The sequence below is a fragment of the Streptomyces sp. NPDC058964 genome (genome assembly GCF_042741275.1).
In the GTDB taxonomy this organism is placed as follows: Bacteria; Actinomycetota; Actinomycetes; order Streptomycetales; family Streptomycetaceae; genus Streptomyces.
In genome coordinates this window covers 1-14812 of the sequence record NZ_JBHYKH010000184.1, presented here as the reverse complement: position 1 = coordinate 14812, position 14812 = coordinate 1, and the positions used below count along the sequence as shown (strand labels likewise).

The 14812-nt window shown below is 71.8% G+C and carries 13 protein-coding genes, 1 pseudogene and 1 riboswitch; of the genes and pseudogenes, 7 read left to right on the top strand and 7 right to left on the bottom strand.

Translation table 11 applies throughout. The features are described 5' to 3' along the window. Positions 1–80 precede the first annotated feature (80 nt). Positions 81–557: a transglycosylase SLT domain-containing protein gene (locus ACFW2E_RS22620; protein WP_384468878.1), complete on the bottom strand. Its 477-nt coding sequence runs from the start codon at positions 555–557 to the stop codon at positions 81–83. Between the two features lie 3 nt (positions 558–560). After that, positions 561–745, bottom strand: a riboswitch (cyclic di-AMP (ydaO/yuaA leader). 271 nt (positions 746–1016) lie between these two features. Further along, positions 1017–2964: pseudogene (locus ACFW2E_RS22615) on the bottom strand (CocE/NonD family hydrolase). 292 nt (positions 2965–3256) lie between these two features. Between ACFW2E_RS22615 and ACFW2E_RS22610 the strand changes: the two are divergent. From ACFW2E_RS22610 to ACFW2E_RS22590, 5 genes are all read left to right on the top strand, one after another. Next, entirely contained in the window at positions 3257–4267 is a 1011-nt protein-coding gene (locus tag ACFW2E_RS22610; RefSeq protein WP_384468877.1) for a polyprenyl synthetase family protein, read from the top strand. A gap of 160 nt (positions 4268–4427) precedes the next feature. Further along, on the top strand, positions 4428–5381 hold the full coding sequence (locus ACFW2E_RS22605; protein ID WP_384468876.1) for a CHRD domain-containing protein: 954 nt from the start codon (positions 4428–4430) through the stop codon (positions 5379–5381). Positions 5382–5618: 237 nt separating this feature from the next. Continuing rightward, positions 5619–6866 (top strand): outer membrane lipoprotein carrier protein LolA, encoded by a 1248-nt coding sequence (locus ACFW2E_RS22600; RefSeq protein WP_384468875.1) that lies wholly within the window; start codon positions 5619–5621, stop codon positions 6864–6866. 30 nt (positions 6867–6896) lie between these two features. Next, on the top strand, positions 6897–7886 hold the full coding sequence (locus ACFW2E_RS22595; protein ID WP_384468874.1) for an ABC transporter ATP-binding protein: 990 nt from the start codon (positions 6897–6899) through the stop codon (positions 7884–7886). Further along, on the top strand, positions 7873–8781 hold the full coding sequence (locus tag ACFW2E_RS22590) for an ABC transporter permease (RefSeq protein WP_384468873.1): 909 nt from the start codon (positions 7873–7875) through the stop codon (positions 8779–8781). Before ACFW2E_RS22595 ends, ACFW2E_RS22590 begins: the two co-directional genes overlap by 14 nt. Before the next feature lie 18 nt (positions 8782–8799). Here ACFW2E_RS22590 and ACFW2E_RS22585 read toward each other — a convergent pair whose 3' ends face one another. Further along, positions 8800–9393, bottom strand: coding sequence for a flavodoxin family protein (locus tag ACFW2E_RS22585; RefSeq protein ID WP_384468872.1), 594 nt, complete (start codon positions 9391–9393; stop codon positions 8800–8802). Between the two features lie 96 nt (positions 9394–9489). Next, on the bottom strand, positions 9490–10023 hold the full coding sequence (locus tag ACFW2E_RS22580; protein WP_384468871.1) for a hypothetical protein: 534 nt from the start codon (positions 10021–10023) through the stop codon (positions 9490–9492). Positions 10024–10170: 147 nt separating this feature from the next. Here ACFW2E_RS22580 and ACFW2E_RS22575 point away from each other — a divergent pair, with 147 nt between their 5' ends. After that, on the top strand, positions 10171–11604 hold the full coding sequence (locus ACFW2E_RS22575; protein WP_384468870.1) for a tetratricopeptide repeat protein: 1434 nt from the start codon (positions 10171–10173) through the stop codon (positions 11602–11604). A gap of 31 nt (positions 11605–11635) precedes the next feature. Here the strand turns inward: ACFW2E_RS22575 and ACFW2E_RS22570 are convergent, their stop codons facing one another. The 3 genes from ACFW2E_RS22570 to ACFW2E_RS22560 form a co-directional block, all read right to left on the bottom strand. Further along, positions 11636–12112 carry a VOC family protein gene (locus ACFW2E_RS22570; protein ID WP_384468869.1) on the bottom strand — a complete coding sequence of 159 codons (477 nt, stop codon included), beginning with the start codon at positions 12110–12112 and terminating at the stop codon, positions 11636–11638. Between the two features lie 42 nt (positions 12113–12154). Continuing rightward, positions 12155–13141 carry an EamA family transporter RarD gene (gene rarD / locus ACFW2E_RS22565; RefSeq protein WP_384468880.1) on the bottom strand — a complete coding sequence of 329 codons (987 nt, stop codon included), beginning with the start codon at positions 13139–13141 and terminating at the stop codon, positions 12155–12157. A 202-nt stretch (positions 13142–13343) separates the two neighbouring features. Continuing rightward, positions 13344–14198 (bottom strand): SDR family oxidoreductase, encoded by an 855-nt coding sequence (locus ACFW2E_RS22560; RefSeq protein WP_384468868.1) that lies wholly within the window; start codon positions 14196–14198, stop codon positions 13344–13346. 91 nt (positions 14199–14289) lie between these two features. Between ACFW2E_RS22560 and ACFW2E_RS22555 the strand changes: the two genes are divergently transcribed. Continuing rightward, the gene (locus tag ACFW2E_RS22555) at positions 14290–14691 is read left to right on the top strand and encodes a winged helix-turn-helix transcriptional regulator (RefSeq protein ID WP_384468867.1); all 402 of its coding nucleotides are present in this window, start codon (positions 14290–14292) and stop codon (positions 14689–14691) included. Positions 14692–14812 lie beyond the last annotated feature (121 nt).

The window sequence follows — 14812 nt, the reverse complement described above, 5'->3', positions numbered from 1 at the left end:
GGCCGCCGGTCTCCCCGAGCCCCACCTGGCCGCCCCGCCCCGGCCCCCCCCTCGCAAGGCTGTTTGCGTGAGGTCGTCTGTCAGTAGGCGCCGAAGACGTTGTCGATGGAGCCGTAACGGGCGGCCGCGTAGTTGCAGGCGGCCGTGATGTTGGCGACCGGGTCGTAGATGTTGAACGCCGTTCCGGCGACGTGGTACGCGTTGAACGTCGGGTCGATGACCTGGAGCAGGCCCTTGGACGGGATGCCCTTGGCCGCGTTGGAGTCCCAGAGGTTGATGGCCAGCGGGTTGCCCGACGACTCACGCATGACGTTGCGGTAGATGCCGTTGTACGTGCCGGGAATGCCCTTTTCCGCCATGATTGCGAGGGACTCGCGGATCCAGCCGTCGAGGTTGTTCGGGTACCCGGCCAAGGTCGTGGCGGGCGTGGTCTCGGTCGTGGCGGCGGAGGCCGCGGTCGCGCTCACGAGCGGGACGGCGAGCAGCGCGATGCCGGTGCCGGCGAGGGCGAGCTTGCGGGCGAGGCGGGTGCGGCGGGGCTGAGCGGCAGCAGGCATGGCGAAGTTCCTCTCCGTCGCCTGCGAGGTGAGCTGTCGGGTTCGGGCTGGGGAGGTGCCCGGCCGTGCCTCCGTGAGGCGGCACGACTTCACCCCTAGCCGTTCCGTACGACGTGTGCCGTCCGGCCCGGCGACTTACCTGGGTCCCCCGCTCCTGCCTACGCGAATGAGTTCGTCGATGGGTCGCGACGGGCGGTGGCAGGATTCGGCGTCCGCCCGACAGGCCGGGAAGCTATGCGAGAGCACATGTCGGAAACAAGTGGCTGAATCACACAACGCACCAATTGACCTTGGTGTGAGGCGTATGGGGTGCTTGATCCTTTGCGGGTGCCAATCCTCAACTGACCAGTGGGCAAAGGGTGGAACGGGGGTTCGGACGGTGTGACGCGCCGTTGGGTCCGAGTGACCCAATTCACGGAATAACAATCACGGCAAAACAGACATGCAGGTCAACGCGGTTCACGGGGTCCGCGGGATGCGCTTCTCCCGCGTCCGGTGGAAGACCACCTCGCCGCCCTCCCTGCGGATCACCTCGTCGGAGGTGAGGAAGTGCTCCGCGTCACATCCGATCTCCGAACGCGTCCGGACCGTCGTGTCCCCGGCCGACTCCGGCCGGTGCAGCCGGATCGACCAGTGGGAGCGGGTGCGGGCCGATCAGGGGGGTCCTTCTCGGTGATCGTGTACGTCTCCAGCGCGTCCTCGGTGAACTTCAGCCCGTCGGGAGACACGCGCGCGCCGCCGTGGCGCGGGTCGACCTCCAGGCGCCACTCGCCCTTGGCCGCGTCCCGCACCACGAGCCGCCCGGGGCACGGCTCGTCGAGGGCGGCGGGGAAGTTGCTGCCCAGCGGCTCGGCCTGCTCCGGTTCCTCGAAGGTGATCGTCCGGTCCAGGGCCCGCCCGCGCACCGGCAGTTCGAGCCGGCTGCCCGCCGGGTCCAGCGTGAACCCGGCCGCCGAGTCCGGCTCGGGCCAGATCCAGGGCCAGTACTCGGAGGAGACGGCCAGCCGGATGCGGTGGCCGGGCGGGAAGGCGTGCCCGGCGCCGTTCAGCTCGAAGGTCACCTCCTCCGTGGCACCCGGCGTCCAGGGCACCCGCCGGTCGCGGTCGCGGCGCGCGGACAGGTTGAGCGCACCCCGGGTCACCAGCGTCGAGGCGCCGTCCGGCGCGACGTCGCAGATCCGGGCGTCGACCTGGCCGCGCGGCACCGGGGAGGTCGGCCGCAGCCGCACCCTCGGCCGTCCCGGCACCCGGGTCTCCTCCGCCGCCGCGAAACTCGGAGCAGGCCGGCCTCGCGTCCTCCTCGCGCTGGTCGGGCGGCAGGTCGGCGTCGTTGCCGAACGGCAGGAAGCGGCCCGCGTCGGCGCCCGTGTGCATCGGGGACCGGACGAGGGCGGGGGCACCCCGGAGGCCGTACGTGACACCGGTCACGTTGGGTGAGGGCCGGGCGGGCTCGCCGAACCGGCGGCCGGGGAGGGTGTCGTGGACCGTGGCCGGGGGCGGGAGCCGGTGACGTACGCGCGCAGGAGCGGCACGTCCATGGGGGTGCCCGCGCCGGAGGCGCCGTCGCACGGGGGGTGTGCCCTTGAGCCGGTGATCCCACCAGCGCAGGGTCTCGTGGAGGAAGCCGATCGCCGGTCCGGGCCGGCAGGCCGCGGTCGGGTTACTGGTGCGACCAGGGGCCGATGATGCGCCGGACGCGGTCGCGCGGCAGGTGTTCGACCAGACGGAGGACCGCGTCGTGGTAGGGGTCGTGCCGGCCGCCCACCGCCGGCACGGCGGCTCTGATCGCGCCGTAGTCCTCGCTGACGCCGGCGTGCCGCCAGTAGGCGTCGCGGGCGCGGTGGGCGAGCCAGGTGTGGACGAGGGGCTCGACGGCCTCCAGCCGCTCCGGCCACATGTCCCGCCAGGCCTCGCCGGCGTACAGCGGGTCGGGCGGCGGGGCCGCGAAGGAGAGCAGCGCGGCCGCCCAGGCGTGGGTGTCGACGGCGAGCACGGAACCTCCCACACGCTGCACGTCGTTGTCGTAGCGGTCGTCCGTGGAGCACACCGTGACGACCGCCTCGAGCGGCTCGGGGGCGAGGGCCGCGATCCGGAGGGAGTCGAAGCCGCCCCGGGAGATGCCGAAACATGCCCACGTTGCCGACGCACCAGGACTGCGCGGCCGGCCAGTTCACGACCTCGGCCCCGTCGTCCGGCTCGGTCGCCCGCGTACCCGTCCGCCGGCCCGCCCCCGCTGTTGCCGTGCCCGCGGACGTCGACGCGGACGGAGGCGTAGCCGTGGCCCGCGTGCCAGGGGCTCGTCCGTCAGGGGCCGCCATACGCGCGCGTACAGCCGTGTCCCGTCGGGCAGGGGGATGTGGAGGTCGTCGTGCGTGGTCTCGTAGGGGTAGGACGTGCGGATGTGCATGGGCGGTACCCCGTGGCACCGACGGATCGGGGACGTGGACCAGGTGCGGGAACCGGGTACACAAGGACAGGGACATAAGGGGCGAAAAGTGTCACATGGCGGTGAATCAATAAATATCAAATCTTATTGTCTGATCAAAAACATACCGGTCGTGATCCGATACCGCCTGGGCTGTAACGGTGGGCGCTATCGGTGATCGAAACCTGACCGGATACGCTGACTTGAGTGATGGCAGCGACCTATCGACAAACCGTGTAATCGCCAGCAGACACCAGCAGACAGGAGACCCCTCGTGACCGTCGTCGGGCCGTTCGGGCTGAGCGTGCGGGACCAGGCTCTGGAAGCCGATGTCCAGGCCGGATTGACGGCTGTCGAGGAAGGCTTGCTCGAGGCCACCAAGAGCGAGGTCCCGTTCATCACGGAGGCCGCGCAACACCTGGTGCGGGCGGGCGGGAAGCGGTTCCGGCCGCTGCTCGTGATGCTCGCGGCGCAGTTCGGCGACCCGTACGCGCCGGGTGTCGTGCCCTCGGCCGTGGTGGTCGAGCTGACGCACCTCGCGACGCTGTACCACGACGACGTGATGGACGAGGCGGCGGTGCGCCGCGGGGTCGACAGCGCCAACACCCGTTGGGGCAACTCGGTCGCCGTCCTCACGGGTGACTTCCTGTTCGCCCGCGCCTCACAGATCCTCGCCGACCTCGGCCCCGAGGCGGTGCGGGTCCAGGCGCTCGCGTTCGAGCGGCTGGTCACCGGGCAGATCCTGGAGACGGCGGGTCCGTCGGACGGCCGGGATCCGGTCGATCACTACCTGGACGTGCTGGGCGGCAAGACGGGCTCCCTGGTGGCGGTCTCGTGCCGGTTCGGGGCGATGATGTCGGGTGCCGACGAGACGGTCGTCGACGTGCTGACCCAGTACGGCGAGCGCCTCGGTGTGGCCTTCCAGCTGGCGGACGACGTGCTCGACATCGCGTCCGACTCGCACGAGTCCGGGAAGACGCCGGGCACCGACCTGCGCGAGGGCATCCCGACGCTCCCGGTGCTGCGGCTGCGGGAGCGGGCGGCGCGGCTGGGGCTGGCCGAGGACCTGGCGCTCTGTGAGCTCCTCGACTCCGACCTGGCCGACGACGCGCGCCTGGCGGAGGCGCTGGCCGGCCTGCGGGGGCACCCGGCGCTGGAGCAGGCCCGGCGCGACACCGTGCGCTACGCGGAGGAGGCGCGGGCCGCGCTGGCCCCGCTGCCGGAGTGCGACGCGAAGGCCGCGCTGGTCGAGCTGTGCGACGCGGTGGTACACCGGGCCGGGTAGTTCCCGCCCCGCGACGGGTTCCCACGCCGGGGCCAGTTCCCGTGCCACGGCGTGAAACACCTCACATTTCTGGACTGAGTCTAATCTGAGATCCCTTTCGTACCCATGCCCAGAAGCTGACGCAGGGGGCGTCAGCCGCATACGGGGAGAAAACCGAATCATGGGTATGAACGGATCGTTCTTCGCGCGCCGCAAGGGCCTCGCCGTCACCGCCGTCGCCCTCGCCGCGTCCGCCGGTGTCGCCGCCACGGTGATCCCGGCCTCCGCCACCGAGAGCCGCACCGGCAAGGAGACGACCGTCCTCGCCGCAAGCCTCCGGGGCGCCAACGAGGTACCGGTCGAGGGCGGCCCCGCCGTGGGGGACAAGGACGGCGCGGCGCTGGAGTTCATCGAGGTCAAGGGAGACAAGGTATCCGTCGCCGTGACCTGGCGCGGTACCGGACGGCCCACCGACCTGCACATCCACCAGGGCGCCAGGGGCGCCAACGGCGGTGTGAAGATCGACTTCGGGAAGCTGCTCGAGAAGGCCCCCAAGGGGCGGCACAGCCTCGTCGGCAGCGTCAGGGTGAACGACCCCGCCCTGCTCGAGAGGCTCACCACCGACCCCGGCTCCTTCTACGCCAATCTCCACACCGCCGAGTTCCCCGGCGGAGCCGTCCGGGGCCAACTTCACAAGGTCACCACCGCCGTCGGCCTCCGGCACGTGCTCGGCAGCTTCCAGGCCTCCGTCGTCAAGGGCCGGCAGATCTACGAGTGCAAGGCGGCCGACGGGGGCGGCTACGCCTTCGCGCAGCGCGACGTCAGCGCCCGGCTCGGCGGCGGTATCCGGCACTCCTTCGTGAAGCCCGGCTCCGGCACCCCCCAGTGGGTCGCACCCGACGGCAGTGCCGTCACGGGCGCGCTGATCGCCAAGACGCCGGGCGGCGACGGCAACATCCCCGAACTCGACCTCAAGGCCACCCGGTCCGGCACGCACCACGGGCTGCTCGCCGGTACGACCGAGATCCTCCGGCTGAACACGGTCGGCGGGGTCGCCCCGGCCGGCTCCTGCACACCGGGCGCGATCGTCGGCGTGTCCTACCGGGCGGACTACGTCTTCGTCCGGCAGCACTGAGCCCCGGCGGCGCCTCCGGGATCACCGACCCCTACGGGTCGGGGGAGGCGCCGTCTCCGTGTGTCATACCCGAGGCGTAGGCGGAGTTGAGTCCGGGGGCTGACGCTTCCGCACGGCCGATTTGGTCAGATGGAAACCACGGAAATCACCACTCCTCACCGATTCGGGTGAGAATGGCGGCTCAGGGTGGGACAGAGTGCGAGAACAGCCGCCGCCGACGACGGAGGTAAGGCACACATGGCACCGTACGAATCCGGCGACAACACGGGCGCCGCGGAGGTCGACGACCTGCCGACGGGGCGGCGTAAGGCCGCTCGGTACGTCGTCCCGGTCGCGGTGGTGGGGGTGGCGGCGGCGACCATCGGGCTCGTCCCGGCGCTCGCCGACTCCGGTGACCCCGATCTGCCGAAGATCAGCGCGCAGCAGCTCATCGAGAAGATCGCCAAGTCGGACGTGCAGCAGCTGTCCGGCACGGTGAAGACCGGCACGGACCTGGGTCTGCCCGACCTCGGCGGCCTGGAGAGCGGCCTGGTCTCGGGTGTCGCCCGTTCGGGTGACGGATCGTCGGCCGACCCGACCTCCAAGCTGACCGAGCTCCTCACCGGCACGCACACCCTGCGCGTCGCCGAGGACGGTCCGGACCGGCAGAAGGTCTCGCTGATCGAGAGCGCCGCCGAGTACAGCCTCATCCACAACGGCAAGGACGTGTGGGGCTACGACAGCAAGTCCAACGAGGTCTACCACGGCACCGCGCACCAGGACGCCAAGGGCCGCAAGGGCCACACGGAGGAGCCGCCCGCCACTCCGAAGGACTTCGCCGACGAGGCACTGAAGTCCGTCGACGACACCACGTCCGTGACCGTCGACGGCACCGTCCGGGTCGCGGGCCGGGACGCCTACAAGCTGCTCATCAAGCCCAAGCAGTCCGGCACCACCGTCGGCGCGATCAGCATCGCCGTGGACGCGAAGACCGGGATGCCGCTGAAGTTCACCCTCACGCCGTCGAGTGGCGGCGCGGCCGTGATCGACGCGGGCTTCACCCAGGTCGACTTCGCCAGGCCGGCCGCCTCGACCTTCGACTTCACCCCGCCCAAGGGATCGAAGGTCACCGAGAACGACGACCACGCGTCCAAGGGCTCCGGCAAGGACTTCCCGAAGCGCGGCGACGGCCTCGCCAAGGGCCTCGAGGGGGACGAGTTCGCCAAGGGCCTCAAGGGCGGTGGCGGCTTCGACGTCCTCGGCAAGGGCTGGAACACCGTCGCCACCTTCGACACCGGCAGCAAGGGCGGCCTGCCGTCCGGCTCCGCCGGCGGCGACCTCGGCGGCTTCCTCGGCTCGCTCGGCGACCGGGTGACCGGCAAGTTCGGCAAGGGCACGGTCTTCTCCACCCGCCTGGTCAACGCCCTGATCACGAACGACGGCAAGGTGTACGCCGGTGCCGTGACCAAGGACGCCCTGGTCAAGGCGGCGAACGCGGCCAAGTAAGTACCCCACGGGCACGAATCGAGGGAGCCGATGGACGAACCGTCCGCCACGGAGCCGGACACGGAGGCGGGGGACGAGGGACGGGACGCGCCGAGCGTCATCGACACCCGCGGCCTCACCAAGCGCTACCGCGGCGGACAGCTCGCCGTGGACGGTCTCGACCTGACCGTCCCGGCGGGCAGCGTCTTCGGCTTCCTCGGTCCGAACGGCTCGGGCAAGACCACCACCATCCGCATGCTGATGGGGCTCATCGAGCCCACGTCCGGCACGGCACGGGTGCTCGGGCGCCCCATGCCCCGCTCCTCGCGCACCGTGCTGCCGCACGTCGGCGCGCTGATCGAGGGCCCCGCCCTGTACGGCTTCCTCTCCGGCCGGGACAACCTCCTGCGGTACGACGCCGCCGACCCGACCGCCGACCCGCGCACCCGGCGCACCCGCGTCGCGGCCGCACTGGACCGGGTGGGCCTGTCGGCCGCCGCCGGCAAGAAGGCGAAGGCGTACTCCCTGGGCATGAAGCAGCGCCTCGGACTGGCGGCCGCGCTGCTCCAGCCGCGCCGGCTGCTCGTGCTCGACGAGCCGACCAACGGACTCGACCCGCAGGGCATGCGTGAAATCCGGTCCCTGGTGAGGGAACTGGCCTCCGACGGCACCACGGTCTTCCTCTCCTCCCACCTCCTCGACGAGATCGAGCAGGTGTGCACCCACGCGGCGGTGATGGCACGGGGACGCCTCGTCACCCAGGGCGCGGTGGCCGACCTGGCGGCGGGAGCGCGCGGGCGGCTGGTCGTGACCACGCCGGACACGGGGGACGCGGCCCGGGTGCTGAAGGAACAGGGTGTCGGGGACGTCGTGGTCGCCGAGGAGCGGGTGACCGCGGAGCCCCCGCAGGGCGAACTCGCCGATCTGAACGCCGCATTGGTGGCCGGCGGGGTGCGGGTGCGGGGATTCGTGGTCGAACGGGCCTCCCTGGAGGACGCGTTCGTGGCGCTGACCGGAGAGGGCTTCGATGTCGCAGGCTGAAATCGGGCTGACGAGGGCCGGGTCGGGGGCCGGGCCGGGGGCCGTGCGCGCTCCGAGTCCGCTGTGGACCTTCGGTCTGCTGCGCAGCGAACTGCTCACCACCTTCCGGCGCTGGCGCACGCTCGCGCTGCTGGGCGTGCTGGCCGGAGTGCCGGTCCTGGTCGGTGTCGCGGTGAAGATCGAGACGCGGGGCGGCGGGCAGGCCGGCCGCGGCGGCGGAGAAGGACCCGCCTTCATCGCGCAGATCACCAACAACGGCCTGTTCCTCGTCTTCACCGCCCTGGCGGCGACACTCCCGTTCTTCCTGCCGATGGCGATCGGCGTCGTCGCGGGCGACGCGATCGCGGGCGAGGCCAACGCGGGGACCCTGCGCTACCTCCTGGTGGCCCCCGCCGGCCGCACCCGTCTCCTGCTCACCAAGTACGCGACGGCGATGGCCTTCTGCCTGGTGGCCACCCTCGTGGTCGCGGTCTCCGCGCTGGCGGTGGGCGCGCTGCTCTTCCCGCTCGGCGAGCTGACGACCATCTCCGGCACCCGGATCGGCTTCGGCGAGGGGCTGGGGCGGGCCCTGCTGATCGCCCTGGTCGTCGCCGCGTCACTGACCGGGATCGCGGCACTCGGCCTGTTCATCTCGACCCTGACCAACAGCGGGATCGCGGCGATGGCGACCACGGTGGGTCTGCTGATCACCGTCCAGATCCTCGACCAGATCCCCCAGCTGCACGCGCTCCAGCCGTACTTCTTCTCCCACTACTGGCTGTCCTTCGCCGACCTGATGCGCGACCCCGTCTACTGGGACGGCCTGGTCAGGAACCTCGGTCTGCAGGCCCTCTACGCGGCCGTGTTCGGCTCGGCGGCCTGGGCGCGGTTCACGACGAAGGACATCAGCGCGTAGGACAGCGCGGCACGGTGCTCAGGCGGCGGCCGTCTCGTACGGGAACCGCGCGAGCGGCGCCTGCCGGGCGAAGAACGTCTTCGCGCCCGCCAGTGCCTCCTGGTCCCGCAGTACGTCCCCGGGCGCGCTGCCGTTGCCCAGCAGCACCCCACCGAAGCGCATCCCCAGGTAGGCGGCCGAGTTGTTGAGCAGGCCGATCAGCGGGTCGGCCACCTCCGGCTCCCGGTGCGCGAGCGCGGTGACGCCCCACAGCGTGCGCCCGCCCATGGTCGCCCTGAAGTCGATGCCGGGGGTGCGCAGCCAGCCCGACCAGTGGTCCAGGTAGCGCTTGGTGAGGCCGGAGACCGAGTACCAGTACAGCGGCGAGACGATCACGATGTCCGTGGCCGCGAGCGTGGCGTCGAGGAACAGGCCGGTGGCGCTGTCGGCCGGCGGCCGCACGTGGTCGCTGTCGTGCCGCAGGTCCACGAAGTCGGGCAGCGGGTGTTCGGTGAGGCCGAGCCACCGCTGCTCCACGTCCGCGGGCAGCTGTTCCGCGGCCCTGCGGGCCAGCAGTTCGGAGTTGCCGTCGGCGCGGGCACTGCCCAGCACGAAGAGGAAGCGGCGGGTCATGGGATCCCCCAGGGTGATCGGATGCTCGGCCTGCGGCCATTAATAGCACGTGCATCATATGCATACGCAAGTAAATTCCACCAGGGGAGGGACTCGTCAGCGTGGCTGTCGTCCGGCTCCCGCCCCCGTCAGCCGCACCAGCGCGTCCGTACCCCGTGGCGCCCCGCCGCTGAGATCCCCCACGCGCCAGTCGTCCACCCACGGCACCCGGTACACGTCGATGACCGACTCGATCCACTTGACCTGCCGGTCGAGCTCCCGCGGCAGCCGTCCCGGGGCGTCCGCGACGAGCACCACGGCATCCAGGTCGAGGCCGGGCGGCGTGGCGCCCCGCCGGAACGTGTCGACGGCGTGTGCGGCGCTGGCCAGCCCGGTGGCATGCGTCCGGGCGACGAGCAGCACCGACGGCGGGGCATCCGGCCCCGGCCAGTCGCGCCCGCAGTCCCGGCCGCCGTACACGGCCGCGAGCGTGCTGGCGCCCGCCCCGCCGTGCGTCCCGACCCAGGAGAAGTGCCGGAGGGGGAAGGGGGCCTGGACGGGCGGACCCCAAGGCGGCTCCTGCTCCCGCTCCGGCTCGGTGACCGGTCCACGAATCCAGATTTCCGGCCCCTGCTGCCCGCGTGGCTGCATGCCCGCGCTCCTCCCGTTCTGATGGAGTTTCAGTGCCTGGTGCGAGTCTGTGACATCGCGGTGACGTGGGAACCGTAGCGAGCGGCGACACTCGACAGTACGCACGTGTAAGACCGGATCGTGACGCCGGGGGAGTGAGGGGGACCGATGTCTCGACTCAGCCGCGAGAAGAAGCGGGAACAGCAGCGGGCCACCTGCCCGGCGGATCCGCTCGACGTCCGCGTGTCGGGCACGGGCGGCGCGCTGGTCGCCGGGGTGCCCGTGGTGGCCGGTCCGGGTGAGGAGATCCAGCACGCCGTCCTGAACCATCTCCACCGCCTCGTCCTCGCGAACGGTCACCCGGTCCTCGCCTCCGTCCACGACGACCGCATCGGGTACGTCGTCCCGCTCCGGATCGACGCGGACGGCTCCAGCCGTTTCGCGGGCGAGCCGGTGCGGATGGCTCCGCCGGTGGACCGGGGAGACCGGGGAGACCGGGGGGACCTGGGAGAGCGGGGGGACCTGGGAGAGCGGCCGGAGAGGGAAGCGCGGGAAGCACGGCGAGAGCAGGGGGAGCCGGCCGGGCACGGGTTGCCGACGCCGGCCGCCGGGCCGCCGCGCCCCGACAAGCCCACTCATCTGCTGCACCAGGTCGCCGAGCCGGTGAGGGACGCCGTGCCGACGTTCCCGTTGCGGGCGGTGCCGGAGTCGGCGGCGCCGCAGACGCCTGCCCCGGGGGAGCCGTCGTCGGCGGAGGCCGCACCCGCGTTCACTCTGCGCGCGGTGGAGGGGGCACCGCTCGGAACGGTCCAGACACCCACCGGAGTGTTCGGACCGCCGCCCGTCATGGACGCCGGGCCGGCCCCCGTCGCCGTGCCGGGACCGACCGCCCGACCGGGACCGACCGCCGTGCAGGGGCCGGTTGCCGTACCGCTGCCGGTTCCCGTGCCGGAACGGGTCGCCGGGCCCGTACTCGACCTCGACCCCAAGCCCGTGCTCGACCTCGACCCCGAGCCTGTGCTCGACCTCGACCCCGGGCCCGTGCTCGACCCCGACCCCAAGCCCACGCCCGCCCGGGGGTTCGACGCCGTGGCCGAAGAGGTGCTCGGCGACGGGCCGGTGACCACCACAGAGGAGGGCGCCGCCCTGCTCACGGAGCCGATGACGCTGATCAACGAGGCCGTCAAGGAGGGCCGGATCGAAGCCGCGGCCGCACTGGCGCAGCGCACGGTCGCGGAGGCGTCCGCCCTGCTGGGCCACGATCACCCCGAGGTGCTCTATCTGCGCGAGCTGACCGCGTACATCGCCTACCTGGCCGGCGACCCGCTCCGCTCGTTCCGGCTCTCGATCGACCTCTCCCGGATGCGCCGCCACGCCGGGGACACCGAGGGCGCGTACGGCAATGTGCAGAGCGCGGCCTCGGCCTGGCGCGCCGTCCGCGACCCAGAGCAGGGCCTGAGCCTCGGCCGGGAGCTGATCGCGCTGTGGACGGAGCTCACCGCCGAAGGGGGCCCGGCGGCCGACGACGTCGAGCAGTTGCACTCCGCGCACTCGCGCATGGGCCGCCTGACGGAACGGGCCCGCAGGGCCGCCAACCCGTAACCGCTGCCGGTAGCGGCGGCCTCGACCGCCGCTACTGCACGCAGAACTCGTTCCCCTCGGGGTCCGCCATCACCACCCACTCCCCGGCGGGCTCCCGCACATGCCGCAGTACCCGCGCCCCCAGGCCCGCCAGGCGCCCGACCTCGTCCGCGCGCCGCCCGTCGCCCGGGTGCAGATCCAGATGGAGCCGGTTCTTGCCGGCCTTGGTCTCCGGCACACGCTGGAACAGCAGCCGCCGCCCCAGCCCGGTGCCGCGCTCCTCGTCGTACGGGTCGTCGGGGTGCCGTACGGCGATCAGGTCCCGGAAGGCGGCGCGGCCGTGGAACTCGACGGTGGCCTCGCCCGGCAGCGCGCCGAGTTCCAGCAGTCGCTCGACGAACGCGCTGTTGTCCTCGACCTCGTAGTGCAGCGCGGCGGCCCAGAAGTCGGCCTGCGCGTGCGGGTCGACGGCGTCGATGACGAGCTTCCAGTGCAGCGGGGCGGGCACGGCCGCCGAAGTCTGTGTCACGCCCACCACTTATAGCCGACCCCGGCCGACCCGGCGGGGGTATCAGGACCTTGCGTCCAGCGGATCGGGATCCACCGCGACGACCATGCGCTCCGCCTCCCGCGCGGGCGCGATCGGGACTGCCGGGACGGGGGCGGTGGAGGGCTCGGACACGGGGACGGCCGTGGCGCTCTCGGCCCTGGCCGCGGCCAGGGTGCGCGACGCGCGGCGGGCGGTGCGCAGGGCGTCCCAGGTGAGCAGGGACAGGGCCAGCCAGACCAGCGCGAAGCCCGCCCACCGCTCGGCCGGCATGGCCTCGTGGAAGTAGAGGATGCCGAGCAGGAACTGGAAGACGGGGGCCAGGTACTGGAGCAGCCCCAGCGTGGACAGCGGGACGCGTATCGCGGCCGCGCCGAAGCAGACGAGCGGGAGCGCGGTGACGATGCCCGTCGAGGCGAGCAGGGCGGAGTGCCCGGTGCTGCCGGTGGTGAAGGTGGACTCGCCGTGCGCGGTGAGCCACAGCAGATAGGCGAGCGCGGGCAGGAACTGGATCGCGGTCTCGGCCGCCAGCGACTCGATGCCGCCGAGGTTGACCTTCTTCTTGACCAGCCCGTAGGTCGCGAAGGAGAACGCGAGACAGAGGGAGATCCACGGCGGCTGCCCGTACCCGATGGTCAGGACCAGTACGGCGCCGAACCCGACCCCGACCGCCGCCCACTGCACGGGCCGCAGTCGTTCCTTCAGGATCAGTACCCCCATGGCGATGGTGACCAGGGGGTTGATGAAGTAGCCGAGCGAGGCCTCCACGACGTGCCCGGCGTTCACGGCCCAGATGTAGACACCCCAGTTGACCGTGATCACCGCGGCGGCGACCGTCACGAGGGCCAGCCGGCGCGGCTGCCGCAGAAGCTCTCCGGCCCAGGCCCAGCGCCGTACGGCCACGAGCGCGACGGCCACGAACGCGAGGGACCACACCATCCGGTGAGCGAGGATCTCCACCGATCCCGCCGGCTTCAGCAACGGCCAGAAGAGGGGCACGAGCCCCCACATCCCATAGGCCGCGAAACCGTTCAGCAGACCTCTCCGCCCCTCACCCTTCGGCACGTCGGCCACGGGCCCCTCCTGCTCACTTCTCTGTCCTGCTCGCCTGGACGAAAGGTAACGCCGAGCACCCCCGTCTGTCATGCCCGTATCGCCATACGGTCATGACAGACCGGGGGTCGGGGCGCGCTCGGGGACCCGGCGGGGGAGTTCAGCCCTTGAGCGCGGCCGTGACGGCGTCGGCCAGCGGGGTCGTCGGGCGGCCGATCAGCCGGGACAGGTCGCCGCTGGAGACGACCAGCTCGCCTCTGGCGATGGACCCGTCCACATCGACCAGGACAGCGGCAAACTGCTCGGGCACGCCGGCTCCGGTGAGGATGCCCCGGAGCGTCTCGGCCGGGACGGAGTTGTAGGCGATCTCCTTGCCGGTCTGCTTGCTCAGCTCGGCCGCGTACTCGGCGAAGCCCCAGGCCTCGTCGCCGCCCAGTTCGTACGTCTTGTTCTCGTGGCCCTCGCCGGTGAGCACGGCGACGGCCGCGGCCGCGTAGTCGGCGCGCGAGGCGGAGGAGACGCGGCCGTCACCGGCGGCTGTGACGACGGCGTCGTGCGCGAGCACCGGGGCCAGGTTCTCGGTGTAGTTCTCGTGGTACCAGCCGTTGCGCAGCAGGGCGTAGGGCTGGCCGGAGGCGATCAGGACCTCCTCGGTGGCGCGGTGGTCGTCGGCGAGCGCCGCCCGCAGGCTGCCGGGGGCACTGGTGTATGCGAGCAGTGCCGCGCCCGCCGCCCGTGCGGCGTCGATGACGACCTTGTGCTGCTGGACACGGCCTTTGTCGAACTCGTTGCCGGAGATCAGCAGCACCTTGTCGCCGGCCGCGAAGAGCCCGTCGAAGGTCTCGGGCCGGTTGTAGTCGGCGACGGCGATCCGCACGCCGCGGGCGGCGAAGTCGGCGGCCCTGGCCTCGTCGCGTACGACGGCGGTGATCTGTCCGGCCGGGACCTTCTCCAGCAGCTGCTCCACGACGTGACGGCCGAGGTGTCCGGTGGCTCCGGTGACGACGATGCTCATGTCTGGGATCTCCTTGTGGGGTGCGTCTGCCGCTAACCCTAGGACTGGCGCTAACTCTGCGAAAGTGCCCACTTTGGAGTAAGGTACTGGCATGGGAGTAAGTAACGAGGCCAAGTCCAAGTACGAGATCAGCGAGGCGATGTGTCCCTACCGCCTCGTCCTCGAACACGTCACCAGCCGCTGGGGCGTCCTGGTCCTGATCGAGCTCCTCGACCGCCCGTACCGGTTCAGCGAACTGCGCCGGGCCATCGGCCGGGTCAGCGAGAAGATGCTCACGCAGACCCTCCAGACCCTGGAGCGCGACGGCCTCGTCCACCGTGACGCCAAGCCGGTCATCCCGCCCCGCGTCGACTACTCCCTCACCGGCCTGGGCCGTGAGGCGGCCGAACAGGTGCGGGCACTGGCCCAGTGGACCCACGAGCGGATGGATGACGTGGAGAAGGCCCGCCGGGCATACGACGAGGCCCGGGAAATCCGGTCCCGGGCCTCGTGAACACACGTCGGCGATCTCAGCCGACCACCGTCCAGGTGTCGCCGCCGGCGAGGAGGGCGGCGAGGTCGCCCTTGCCGTGGTGTTCGACGGCGGTGTCGAGCTGGTCGGCCATCTGGGTGTC

Coding starts and splice junctions, on each gene's coding strand:
- ACFW2E_RS22590 (WP_384468873.1), top strand. CDS start 7,873: ATGTCGCAGGCTGAAATCGGGCTGACGAGGGCCGGGTCGGGGGCCGGG.
- rarD (WP_384468880.1), bottom strand. CDS start 13,141: ATGTGGGGGCTCGTGCCCCTCTTCTGGCCGTTGCTGAAGCCGGCGGGA.
- ACFW2E_RS22620 (WP_384468878.1), bottom strand. CDS start 557: ATGCCTGCTGCCGCTCAGCCCCGCCGCACCCGCCTCGCCCGCAAGCTC.
- ACFW2E_RS22585 (WP_384468872.1), bottom strand. CDS start 9,393: ATGACCCGCCGCTTCCTCTTCGTGCTGGGCAGTGCCCGCGCCGACGGC.
- ACFW2E_RS22605 (WP_384468876.1), top strand. CDS start 4,428: ATGGGTATGAACGGATCGTTCTTCGCGCGCCGCAAGGGCCTCGCCGTC.
- ACFW2E_RS22560 (WP_384468868.1), bottom strand. CDS start 14,198: ATGAGCATCGTCGTCACCGGAGCCACCGGACACCTCGGCCGTCACGTC.
- ACFW2E_RS22580 (WP_384468871.1), bottom strand. CDS start 10,023: ATGCAGCCACGCGGGCAGCAGGGGCCGGAAATCTGGATTCGTGGACCG.
- ACFW2E_RS22575 (WP_384468870.1), top strand. CDS start 10,171: ATGTCTCGACTCAGCCGCGAGAAGAAGCGGGAACAGCAGCGGGCCACC.
- ACFW2E_RS22600 (WP_384468875.1), top strand. CDS start 5,619: ATGGCACCGTACGAATCCGGCGACAACACGGGCGCCGCGGAGGTCGAC.
- ACFW2E_RS22555 (WP_384468867.1), top strand. CDS start 14,290: ATGGGAGTAAGTAACGAGGCCAAGTCCAAGTACGAGATCAGCGAGGCG.
- ACFW2E_RS22595 (WP_384468874.1), top strand. CDS start 6,897: ATGGACGAACCGTCCGCCACGGAGCCGGACACGGAGGCGGGGGACGAG.